Raw genomic sequence first — 10,944 nt, 5'->3', positions numbered from 1 at the left:
GGGTGGGGGCCCGGGGGGCGTTGCATCTGGCACGGTCCAACCCTGGCACACGGTGCCCGGAGCGGGCCTCGAAGTGGTCACCGGGCGTCGTGTACGGTGTCGCTCGAGACACGGGGTGCCGCATCCAGCGGCTGAGATCACACCCGTCGAACCTGCTCGAGCTCGTACTCGCGAAGGGATCGTCCATGGAAACCGCTGCGCCCTCCCCTGCCTGGGCCCACCGAACCGCCGAACTGCTCGAGGCCGTGCGTGCCCGGGCGCCGCTGGTGCAGTGCATCACGAACACCGTCGTGCAGAACGTCACGGCGAACGTGCTGCTCGCACTCGGGGCCTCGCCCGCGATGGTCGACGTGCCGACCGAGGCGGGGCCGTTCGCCCGCGTCGCCGATGCCCTGCTGGTGAACACCGGTACCCCGCACGCCGAGCCGCGGGTCGCCGCGCTCGAGGCCGTGCACGCCGCCCGTGCCGCCGGGACCCCGTGGGTCCTCGACCCGGTGGCGGTCGGCTCGCTGCCGGTGCGCACCGCCCTGGCGCGCGACCTGCTCGCGCTGCACCCGACGGTGCTGCGGGGCAACGCGTCCGAGGTGCTCGCCCTGCTCGGCGACTCGGCCGGTGGCCGCGGGGTCGACAGCACCGTGGGCACGGAGGACGCCCGGGTCGCGTCCGTCGCCGCTTCGGACGGGAGGCTCGTGGCCGCGGTGGCCGTGTCGGGTGCGGTCGACCTGCTGGTCGCGCCGGGCATCGGTGTGGTCCGGGTGGCGAACGGGACCGACCTGCTGACACGCATCACCGGTGGTGGATGTGCGCTCGGCGCGGTCGTCGCCGCGTTCACGTCGGTCGCGCCGGAGGACGCGGGTGCCGCTGCCGTCGCCGCCACCGCCGTGCACACGATCGCCGCGGAGCTCGCGGCGCGGGATGCCGGTGGGCCGGGGACCTTCCAGCCGCTGTTCCTCGACCGGTTGGCGTCGCTGACCCCGGAGGACGTCGTCCGCGAGGCCCGGATCACGGTCGAGACCGCTCCTGTCGGTGCCCGGGCGGTGTCGGCATGAGCGCCCTGCAGTCCGCCGGGTTCGGCGTCTACCTGGTGACCGACGGTGCCCTGGCCGACCGGCACGGCATCGGGGTGCTCGGGGTCGTCCGCGCCGCCGTGCACGCCGGCGTCCGGGTCGTGCAGGTGCGGGACAAGGACGCCTCGGCGCGTGACCTGCTGGCACTCACCGCGGCCGTCGCCGACGCCGTCGGGGACCGTGCGACGGTGGTGGTCGACGACCGGCTCGACGTCGCCCTCGCCGCACGGCACGCGGGACACCGGGTGGCGGGCGTGCACCTCGGCCAGTCCGACGTCCCCGTCACCGCGGCCCGCGCCCTGCTCGGAGCGGACGCCCACGTCGGCCTCACCGCGAACACACTCGCGCACCTGGCTGCCGTCGAGCGACTCCCCCGCGGCACCGTGGACCTGCTCGGCGTCGGGGTCGTGCACCCCACGGCGACGAAGGCCGACCACCCGCCGGCGCTGGGCCACGACGGGTTCGCCCGGCTGGCCGCCGCGACCGACGTGCCGTGCGTGGCGATCGGCGGGGTGACCCTCGACGACGTCGTGCCGCTCCGGGATGCCGGTGCCGCGGGGGTCGCGATCGTCTCGGGCATCTGTGCCGCGGGCGACCCCGGATCCGCCGCGGCGGCGTACGTGGCCGCGTGGGGCCCTGGACCCGGCCACGGGGCGGAGGCGGGGCCGTCAGGTGCTGGCGATCCGTCCCTCCAGGCCGACGTCACGCACCACGGGGCGGACGCATGAGCGTCCCACGGGTGCTGAGCATCGCCGGGACCGACCCGACGGGCGGGGCCGGGATGCAGGCGGACCTCAAGGCGATCGCCGCGCACGACGGGTACGGGATGGGGGTCGTGACGGCGCTCGTCGCGCAGAACACGCACGGGGTGCGGTCGGTGCACGTGCCGGACGTCGGGTTCCTGCGGGAGCAGCTCGACGCGGTGTCGGACGACGTCGTGGTCGACGCGGTGAAGATCGGGATGCTCGGTACCGCCGACGTCGTGCGGGTCGTGACGGACTGGCTGCGGGAGCACCGGCCGCCGGTGGTCGTCGTCGACCCGGTGATGGTGGCGACGAGCGGGGACCGGCTGCTCGATGAGGACGCGGCCGCAGCCATGGGGGCGCTGTTCGCGCTCGCCGACCTGGTGACGCCGAACCGGGCCGAGCTCGTGGTACTGGCGGAGCTGGCCGGGGTGTTGTCGTCGGCTTCGTCGCTGGATGCCGCGCGTGCCGTGGCGGCGCGGTGGGACGTCCTGGTGCTGGCGAAGGGCGGGCACGACGAGGGGCCGACCTCGGACGACGTGCTCGTGGCACCGGACGGCACCGTGCGGGTGTTCACCGGTCCCCGGGTCGCGACGACGAACACGCACGGCACCGGGTGCTCGCTCTCCAGTGCGATCGCGACGCTCGCCGCGCGGCACGGCGACTGGGAGCTCGCGGTCGGGGTGGCGAAGGAGTGGCTGACGGCGGCGCTGCGCGGGGCCGACGCCCTGACGGTCGGGAGCGGCAACGGCCCGGTCGACCACGGGGCGCAAGCGCGGGCAGCCCTGCCGACGCCGTCGTACACGGACGTGTGGTGGGCGGATGCGGCATCGGTGCTGCAGGAGACGATCGACTGCGCGTTCCTGGTGGGGCTCCGGGACGGGACCCTCGAGCCGGAGGTGTTCGCGGGCTACCTGGCGCAGGACGTCCACTACCTGCGGGCGTACGAGCGGCACCTGGCGGCACTCGGGGTCGGTGCTGGTGCTGCGGCTGCTGCTGGTGCTGGTGCTGGTGCTGGCGATGGTGCTGGCGATGGCGGTGCTGCTGGCGATGCTGCTGCGTTCTGGGCGGCGGCTGCGCAGGGGTGTGCCGACGAGGCCCGTGACCTGCACCACCGTCGGCTGGCCGGCTCGCACGCCGACGATCCCGTGCACCCCACGTGCGCCGGGTACCTCGCACACCTGCAGGAGGCCGCCGACTCCGGCTCCCGTGCGGTGCTCGCCGCCGCGGTGCTGCCGTGCTTCCGGGTCTACGCCTGGGTCGGGTCGCAGCTCGGGGTCGCTCCGGACGGGCACGCCTTCGCGGACTGGATCACGGCGTACGGGGACCCGGGGTTCGCGGCGTCGAGCGCCGAGGCGACCCAGCTCGTCGAGGAGGCAGCCCGTGCGGCGACGCCCGACGAGCGCGGGAGGATGGCGCGGGCGTTCCGGCGTTCGACGGAGTGGGAGCTCGCGTTCTTCCGGATGCCGCTGGCAGGGGCTGCTGGTGCCGAGGCCACCGCGGCTGCGGGCGGCGCGGTCGGTGCCGCCGAAGCGACACTGCTGCGCTGACGGCCGTCGAACACCCCGCGAAAGCGACAGATGTCCGGAGAAGTTCCGCGGGGATCTGTCGCTTTCGGGAACGGGGCGCGCCGACGCAGGCACGCGACCGGGGCTAGCCGGCGACCGGGGGCAGCCGCACCAGTTCGACGGAGAGCTCGGTGCCGTTGACCGTGCCGCGCATCCACGTGTGGTCGGGCTGGCGACGGCGGTCGGTCGGCGAACCGGGGTTCAGCAGGCGCATCCCCGACGACGCCACGGTGTCCCACGGGATGTGCGAGTGGCCGAAGACGAGAACGTCGGTGTCCCGGTACTCGGCGTCCATCCGGCGCTCCCGACCGGTCGACGCCCCGGTCTCGTGCACCAGGGCGAAGCGAAGGTCCTCGACACCGAACCGGGCGACGAGCGGCAGCCGGTCGTCGAACTCCGGACCGTCGTTGTTGCCCCGCACGCCCTCGAACCGGCTGGACCGCGCCTGCACGGCGTCGAGGGTGGCCAGGTCGACCCAGTCCCCCGCGTGCACCACGAGGTCGGCCGCGTCGACGTCGTGCCACAGTCCGGGCGGCAGGTCCTTCGCGCGCTTCGGCAGGTGCGTGTCGGACAGCAGGACGAACGACGTCGTCACGACTCGGTGGGTGCCGGCATCGGGAGCCCGGCCTCGTCCGAGGCGCCGAGGCGCTCCAGCAGCCCGGCGAGCAGTGCGATGTCGTCGTCCGACCAGTCGGCGAGCCGTTCGTCGAGCGCGTCCCGGTGCAGCAGCACCGACCGCTCGAGCGCGGCGCGGCCGGCGTCGGTCGCCTCGAGCGGCTTCGCGTTGCCGCTGCCGCCGTCGGTCGTCCGCACCAGTCCGGTCGCGAGGAGCCCGGACAGCTGCCGCGAGATCGTCGAACGGTTCAGGCGCAGGTAGCGGGCGATGTCGATGGCCATGCAGCCCGGGTGCTGGACGACGAAGTCGACGAGGGACTGGTCGACGACGCTCAACACCTGGTCCGAGCCCCGGGCCCGGATGCTCGCCCGACGGGTGATGCGGGCGAGCTCGGTGTACGCCCGGCTGATGTCGCTGTTGCGGACCCTCGAACTCGGGTGGTCCATGGTGGCTCCAGCCTGTCTGTGCCGGCGCCGGCCGGCGGTCTCCTGGTCCGGTCACACTACCGGCGGGTCGGCGCAGAGTGGGGTCAGTGACCGGAGGCCGCGGCCTGCAGTGCGGGGATGTCCAACTTGACCATCTGCATCATGGCCTCGAACACGCGGGCGTTGGCCTCCGGATCACCCGATCCGCTCATCAGCTCACCCAGCATCGACGGGGTCACCTGCCACGCCAGACCCCAGCGGTCGGTCAACCAGCCGCACGCCATCGGGCTCCCGCCGTCGGCGAGCAGCGCGTCCCACAGCCGGTCGAGCTCGTCCTGCGTGTCCACGTCGATCTGGAACGAGACCGCGTCGGTGTGCGGGTGCCCGGGGCCGCCGTTCATCGCGCGGTACGGGGCACCGAGCAACGTGAACTCCACGACGAGGGCACGGCCGTCGGGCATCCGGCTGACGCTGTCGACGCGGCTGTCGGGGAACAGTCCGACGTAGTACTCGGCCGCTTGCTCGGCCTGGTCGTCGAACCAGAGGAACGGGGTGATGGTGGGCACGGGAGCCCCTTCGTTCGGTGCTCAGTCCGCGGCGCTGCGGCTGAGCAGGTCGGCTTTCTCGGGGTGTTCGTCGAACCACTTGCCGACGAACCAGCACATCGGGACGATGCGTTTCGTGGTCGACGACTCGACGTCGGCGACGGCGTACTCGACGAGTTGCGCCGCGTAGCCGTGGCCGCGGTGCTTCGGGACCGTGTACGTGTGCGGGAACGCCACCGCGTCACCGTTCACCCGGTAGTCGAGCACGCTCACGAGCTCGCCGCCGACGTACATCGCGTAGCGGTCCTGGTCGGTCTCGTCGCGGAAGTCGGGGTCCATGCCGCCATCATGCTCCCGGCGGGGCGTTCGCGCCCCCGGGGAATGCACGACGGCGGGCAGCGTTGCAGGGACACCATGACAACCATCGGAATCATCGGCGCCGGCAACATCGGATCCCAGCTCGCTCGACTCGCGGTACGGAACGGCCACCAGGTCGTCATCGCGAACTCCCGCGGCCCGGAGACCCTGACCGACCTGGTCACGGAACTCGGCGACGGCGCACGCGCAGCGACCCGCGACGAGGCAGCCGCAGCGGGCGAGATCGTCGTCGTGACGGTGCCGCTCGCCGCGATCGAGACGATCCCCGTCGAGCCCCTCGTCGGCAAGGTCGTCATCGACACCAACAACTACTACTGGGAGCGCGACGGCCACATCGCCGCCCTCGACGACCAGTCCACGACCACGGCCGAGATGCTGCAGGACCATCTGCCCGGCGCCCGTGTCGTGAAGGCGTTCAACCACATCGGCGCCGACGACCTGACCGGCCACGCGACGCCCGCCGGCACCCCCGACCGTCGTGCCCTCGTCATCGCCGGCGACGACGGCTCCGCCAAGCAGACCGTCGCCGAGCTCATCGACGCGTTCGGCTTCGACGTCGTCGACGCCGGGCCGCTCGCCGAGGGCTGGCGCATCCAGCGGGACACCCCCGGCTACGGCCCGCGGATGACCGCCGCCGAGCTGCGCGACGCCCTGGCCGCCGCGACGCGCTAGTCCGCCGCACCGCCGCACCGCCGCCGTTTCGCGCTGAGCGACACCTCACGAGCTCCGCAGCCCGTGACCTGTCGCTCAGCGCGAAACAACCGGGCGCGAAACGAGCCGACCCGGCGCGAAAGCCCGCTCAGGCCCGGTCGAAGATCGTCGTCATGTCGGCGATGTCGTCCTCGGTCGGCGCCCAGGTGGTGCCGGCCTCGACGTTCTGCGTGATCTGCTCCGGCTTCGTCGCCCCCGCGATGACGCTCGACAGCCCCGGCTGCGCCAGGAGCCACGCGAACGTCGCCTGCAGCATCGTCACACCCCGGTCGTCGCAGAACCGCTGGTAGTCGTCGAGCACGTCCCACGGGGCGTCCTCGAGCACCTGCGGCTTTGAGGTCGTCAACCGCCCGTCGACCGGACCGCCCGCCTTCGTGTACTTGCCGGTGAGCAGCCCGTTGTAGAGCGGGAAGAACGGCAGGAACCCGAGCGCGTACGCCCGCACCGCCGGCAGGACCTCGGCCTCGGCGTCCCGGGCGAGCGGGCTGTACTCGTTCTGCGCGGACACGAACGCGGTGGTCCCGGCGATCGACGCCGTGAGTTCGGCCTCGGCGATCTGCCACCCCGCGAAGTTCGAGTGCCCGACGTACCGGATCTTGCCCTCGCGGACCAGGTCGTCGAGGACCGACAGGGTCTCCTCGATCGGCGTCACCTCGTCGGGCCGGTGCATCTGGTACAGGTCGATCCAGTCCGTGCCGAGGCGGCGGAGCGACGACTCGACCGCGAGCCGCACGTACCGGCGGGACCCGCGGACGCCCCAGTCCGGCCCGTTCGCGCCCTGCATGTCCATGCCGAACTTCGTGGCGAGGACGATCTCGTCGCGGCGGCCGCGGATCGAGCGTCCGAGCATCTCTTCGGACATGCCCGGCACGCCGCCGTAGATGTCCGCGGTGTCGAAGAGCGTCACCCCGGCGTCCAGGGCCGCGGCGACGACGGCGTCGGTGCCCTCCTGCGACTCGGACGCGGTTCCCCGCCGCCCGAAGTTGTTGCAGCCGAGGCCGACGGTGGAGACGACGAGCCCCGAGGGGCCCAGGGGACGGTGTTCGATTCCGGTCATCACCCGAACGTACCGGCGACCCCGAACTGGGGCTGCGATCCACACAGCGGTTGCCGCTACAACTGAGCATGGATCAGTCGACGGAAGGAGCGCCGCAGTGGCAGCGCATCGCATGCCCGAATCGGACCGGCCCCGTCGGCCCGTCCCGGCCTGGGTGACCGCGCCGCCCGTCGACGAGGTCGCGCCCGAGCGGGTCGCCGCCGCCGGTCACGTGAACGCCTCCGGCCGGGAGGCCCGCCCCACCCCCGCTTCGTCACGCGCCGCCCACGCGGCGCCGGTCCCACCGACCACGGTCGCCCCGGCGGGGAACGCCGCGGCTGAGCAGGCACCCGCCGCGCATGCGCCGGCCGCGCACGCACCGACGTCCGAGCCCGCGTCGATCGCCGCACTGGTCGAGGCCGACGCCCCCGTGCCCGACTTCCCGCCGCAGCAGGAACTGCTGCCCCCGGCCCCGACGTCGCCGAACGTGCACACCGTGCCGTTCGAGACCCCCGCGGTGCCGCCGTCGTCGGTCGTCCCCGCCTCCGGGCTCGTGGTGCCGGTCTCCCCGGTCGCCGCCGCACCCGCCTCGGCGGACGCGACACCGCTCGTCGCACCGCTCACCACCCCCTCGCCGGAGGCACCGCCGACCGCCGCACCCGCGGTGCCCGTCGCCGGACAGCCCCGGTTCTCGGTGCCCGGCCTCGAACACGTGGTCGTCGAGGGCACCGAACCCGAGCCCGTCGGTCCGATCGGCTACCGGACACCCCGACGCTTCGCCCACCAGCAGGCCGCCGCACGGTCGGCAGCACCCACACCCGCAGCCGCGGGGTCGTTCGACGCCGTGCTGCACGCGGCGCCCACCACCGCCGCTCCCGGCGGCACCGCCGTCGCGACCCCGAAAGCCCGGGCGACCACGGCCCTGGTCGCACCCACCCCGGTGCCGCAGGGTGCCGGCGGGGGCGAGGCGGGCCTCCCGACCGAACTGCTCGACCAGCCCGTGGCCGCAGGCGCCGTGCCGGAGCCACGCCGTGCGCTCGGTGCGACCGCCGGTGCGGTGCTCGGTGCCGTCGCCGGGATCGCGACGATCGGTCTGGCGGCCTGGTGGTTCACCGCGCCCGCGACCGTGCACGGCGTCGGCGTGGTGCTCGGGCTGCTCGCGCTGGTGCTCTCGATCGTGACGCTTCGCGACCGGACGGCCACGTGGCAGCGGCCGGTCGCGCTGCTCGGTGCGGTGCTCGGCGGTGTCGGCACGGTCGTGCTGCTGTGGGCGGTCGCGGCGGCGCTGCTGCCGCTCGTGGGCGTGACGCTGCCGGACGTCACCGGCACCGGCACGACCCCGACGCTCGCCCCGTAGCGCACCGCGGCCCGCGAGCGCTCAGACGCCGTCGTCTCGGCAGGACGCCGCGTCGACGTCGAGACGCCTCCGAAAGTCGCGGCGTCTCGGCGGCTCGGCGGTGTCGAGCCAACACGCCGGCGTCTTGCTGCGGACACCAGCCCGAACACGCCGGCGTCTCGCCGACGATGCACGCGCTCAGACGGCGCGGACGACCCCGCGGGACAGGATCGCGTTCGTCAGCGCGTCGATCGGTTCCCGCTGCACCGTCGGGTTGGCGATGAGGACGTAGTCCACCGCCGGCAGGTCCGGCAGCCCGAGCCGCTGCGACACCTTCACCAGGTCGGCCGGGATCAGCGAGTGCGGGAACACCGCGACGCCGATGCCCGCGCGCACCGCGGCGAGCACCCCGTTGACGTCGCGGGTGTTGCAGGTGATCCGCCAGGTGCGGCCGGCGGCCTCGAGGGCGTCGATCGCCATCTGCCGGCTGATGCTCGGCGCCTGGTACGCGATGAGCGGGACGGGTTCGCCGGGTTCCAGGGCGATGCCGTCCTGCGCCATCCACACCATCTGGTCGGTCGCGACCCGGGTGCCCTCGGCGGACTCCCCCGCCGTCTGCTTGATGAACACCAGGTCGAGCTGGCCGGCGTGCACCCGGCGGAGCAGCGGGGCCGACTGGTTCACCGTGAGCTCGAGGTTCACCTGCGGGTGCAGCCGTCGGAAGTCCCGCAGGATCCGCGGCAGCTGGGTGATGGCGAGGTCGTCCGCCGCCCCGAAGCGCAGCCGCCCGCGGGTGGCCGCGCCGGAGAAGTAGGCGTCGGCGGTGGCGTGCGCGGCGAGGATCGTCCGTGCGAACCCGGCCATCGCGTCCCCGTTGTCGGTCAGGGCGACGCCGCGGGTGTCCCGGGCGACCAGGGTGCGCGCCACCGCGGTCTCCAGGCGCCGGACGTGCTGGGACACCGTCGGCTGGCTGATGCCGAGCCGGGTCCCGGCCTGCGTGAAGCTGCCGCTCTCCGCCACGGCCAGGAACGTCTGCAACAGGACCGGATCGAGCACGTCGCGCCTTCCGTCGGTGCGACCTCATTCGACATCGCAATGGAGTGATAGCCACCATAGGGGTATCGAATGGCCCGGCGCCACGTAGTTTCGTTGGGGTACCAGATCCACACCGACGTCCGGAGAACCCCGCACCGTGAGCGCGTCACCGACGACCCTCCCCCCGCCCACCGAACCGCTCCCGATCCAGGCCACGCGACCGCCGTGGCGCCACACGCTCATCGCCCTGTCCGTGCCGAACTTCCGGCTGTTCACGGCGACGAACCTGGTGGCGATGACCGCCGGCTGGATGCAGCGGATCGCGCAGGACTGGCTCGTGCTGCAGCTGACCGGTTCGGTCGCGCAGGTCGGCATCACGGTCGCCTGTCAGTTCGCGCCGATGCTGCTGTTCGGGCTGCTCGGGGGCGTCCTGGTCGACCGGTTCTCGAAGCGCGCGCTCATGATGATCACCCAGGGAGCCTTCGCGGTGCTGTCCGCGCTGCTCGCCGTCCTGACGCTCGCCGGCGTCGTCGAGGCGTGGCACATCTGGGTGATCGCCTTCCTGGTCGGCATGGTCACCGTGATCGACAACCCGGCACGGCAGGTGTTCGTCACCGAGATCGTCGGGCACAAGCACCTGCGGAACGCCATCAGCGTGAACTCGTCGGTGTTCCAGCTGGGCGGCATGATCGGTCCGGCGCTGTCCGGGGCCCTGCTCGTCGCGGTCGGCGCGGGGTGGTCGTTCGGCGTGAACGCGATCGCCTGCGTCGCCGTCGTCGTGACGCTCGGGTTCCTGGAGGTCTCCGAACTGCACCGCACACCACCGGCGCCCCGCGGCAAGGGGCAGCTCGTGGAGGGCCTCCGCTACGCCGTGCACAAGCCGACGATCATCGTGCCGGTGATCCTCGTCGCGTTCTTCTCGGTGTTCGCGCTGACGATGCCTGTGCTGCTGTCCGCCTTCGCGTCACAGGTGTACGACGTCGGCGCCGGCGGCTACGGGGTGTTCAACTCCGCCGTGGCGATCGGCGCCCTGGTCGGTGCGCTGCTCTCCACCCGGAGGGCCGTCGTCCGGCTCCGCACCATCGTCGGCGGGGTGTTCTGGACGGGCGTGCTGCTCGTCGTCTCGGGGTCGATCCCGGCGATCGCACCGTTCACCGTCGCGCTCGTGGCGGTGGGGATGTCGCAGCTGCTGTTCCAGACCGCGTCGAACTCGCTCGTGCAGCTGTCGTCGAACGTGGCGATCCGCGGCCGGGTGATGTCGCTCTACGTCCTCGTGCTGCTCGGTGGACAGGCGATCGGCGGGCCGCTGATGGGCCAGATCGTCGACCGCTTCGGTGCGCACGTGGGGATGATGGTCGCCGGAGGCGTGCCGGCTGCGGCCGCCGCCGTGATCGCGCTCGTGCTCGCCCGCCGGGGCGGCCTGCACCTGGCGGTGCGGATGCGCCACCACCTGCCGGTGCCGGCGATCGTCGCGCACTGACGCG

At 73.2% G+C, this 10,944-nt stretch carries 12 protein-coding genes and 1 riboswitch; of the genes, 6 read left to right on the top strand and 6 right to left on the bottom strand.

Annotated elements, in window-relative coordinates; all coding sequences use genetic code 11:
• Positions 1–101: 101 nt before the first annotated feature.
• Positions 102–197, top strand: a riboswitch (TPP riboswitch).
• The 3 genes from thiM to thiD all read left to right on the top strand — a co-directional run bounded on the left by thiM (position 186) and on the right by thiD (position 3,360).
• Positions 186–1,049 carry a hydroxyethylthiazole kinase gene (gene thiM / locus DEJ04_RS13495; RefSeq protein ID WP_181437822.1) on the top strand — a complete coding sequence of 288 codons (864 nt, stop codon included), beginning with the start codon at positions 186–188 and terminating at the stop codon, positions 1,047–1,049. (Overlaps the previous riboswitch by 12 nt.)
• Positions 1,046–1,795, top strand: a complete 750-nt coding sequence (gene thiE, locus DEJ04_RS13490; protein WP_111047410.1) for a thiamine phosphate synthase — start codon at positions 1,046–1,048, stop codon at positions 1,793–1,795. Before thiM ends, thiE begins: the two co-directional genes overlap by 4 nt.
• A complete protein-coding gene (thiD, locus tag DEJ04_RS13485; protein ID WP_111047409.1) occupies positions 1,792–3,360 on the top strand; it encodes a bifunctional hydroxymethylpyrimidine kinase/phosphomethylpyrimidine kinase in 1,569 nt (522 codons plus the stop codon). The genes thiE and thiD overlap by 4 nt, the downstream gene beginning before the upstream one ends.
• A gap of 103 nt (positions 3,361–3,463) precedes the next feature.
• Here the strand turns inward: thiD and DEJ04_RS13480 are convergent, their stop codons facing one another.
• From DEJ04_RS13480 to DEJ04_RS13465, 4 genes are all read right to left on the bottom strand, one after another.
• Positions 3,464–3,973, bottom strand: a complete 510-nt coding sequence (locus DEJ04_RS13480; RefSeq protein ID WP_111047408.1) for a metallophosphoesterase — start codon at positions 3,971–3,973, stop codon at positions 3,464–3,466.
• Positions 3,970–4,440 carry a MarR family winged helix-turn-helix transcriptional regulator gene (locus DEJ04_RS13475; RefSeq protein WP_111047407.1) on the bottom strand — a complete coding sequence of 157 codons (471 nt, stop codon included), beginning with the start codon at positions 4,438–4,440 and terminating at the stop codon, positions 3,970–3,972. The genes DEJ04_RS13480 and DEJ04_RS13475 overlap by 4 nt, the downstream gene beginning before the upstream one ends.
• 83 nt (positions 4,441–4,523) lie before the next feature.
• Complete coding sequence (locus tag DEJ04_RS13470) at positions 4,524–4,985, bottom strand: VOC family protein (RefSeq protein ID WP_111047406.1); 462 nt, start codon at positions 4,983–4,985, stop codon at positions 4,524–4,526.
• A gap of 21 nt (positions 4,986–5,006) precedes the next feature.
• Positions 5,007–5,303: a GNAT family N-acetyltransferase gene (locus tag DEJ04_RS13465; protein ID WP_111047405.1), complete on the bottom strand. Its 297-nt coding sequence runs from the start codon at positions 5,301–5,303 to the stop codon at positions 5,007–5,009.
• Between the two features lie 75 nt (positions 5,304–5,378).
• On the opposite strand from DEJ04_RS13465, the gene DEJ04_RS13460 reads away from it, so the two are divergent.
• Positions 5,379–6,014, top strand: a complete 636-nt coding sequence (locus tag DEJ04_RS13460) for an NADPH-dependent F420 reductase (RefSeq protein ID WP_111047404.1) — start codon at positions 5,379–5,381, stop codon at positions 6,012–6,014.
• A gap of 127 nt (positions 6,015–6,141) precedes the next feature.
• Here DEJ04_RS13460 and DEJ04_RS13455 read toward each other — a convergent pair whose 3' ends face one another.
• On the bottom strand, positions 6,142–7,110 hold the full coding sequence (locus tag DEJ04_RS13455; protein ID WP_111047403.1) for an aldo/keto reductase: 969 nt from the start codon (positions 7,108–7,110) through the stop codon (positions 6,142–6,144).
• A gap of 97 nt (positions 7,111–7,207) precedes the next feature.
• On the opposite strand from DEJ04_RS13455, the gene DEJ04_RS13450 reads away from it, so the two are divergent.
• On the top strand, positions 7,208–8,446 hold the full coding sequence (locus DEJ04_RS13450) for a hypothetical protein (protein WP_146248712.1): 1,239 nt from the start codon (positions 7,208–7,210) through the stop codon (positions 8,444–8,446).
• A 177-nt stretch (positions 8,447–8,623) separates the two neighbouring features.
• Here DEJ04_RS13450 and DEJ04_RS13445 read toward each other — a convergent pair whose 3' ends face one another.
• A complete protein-coding gene (locus DEJ04_RS13445; protein WP_111047401.1) occupies positions 8,624–9,481 on the bottom strand; it encodes a LysR substrate-binding domain-containing protein in 858 nt (285 codons plus the stop codon).
• A gap of 136 nt (positions 9,482–9,617) precedes the next feature.
• On the opposite strand from DEJ04_RS13445, the gene DEJ04_RS13440 reads away from it, so the two are divergent.
• A complete protein-coding gene (locus tag DEJ04_RS13440) occupies positions 9,618–10,940 on the top strand; it encodes an MFS transporter (RefSeq protein WP_111047400.1) in 1,323 nt (440 codons plus the stop codon).
• Positions 10,941–10,944: the final 4 nt, after the last annotated feature.

This window comes from Curtobacterium sp. MCLR17_044, assembly GCF_003234435.1.
Taxonomy (GTDB): domain Bacteria; phylum Actinomycetota; class Actinomycetes; order Actinomycetales; family Microbacteriaceae; genus Curtobacterium; species Curtobacterium flaccumfaciens.
The sequence above is the reverse complement of the archived record's forward strand: the minus strand, read 5'-3'. Positions and strand labels throughout refer to the sequence as shown.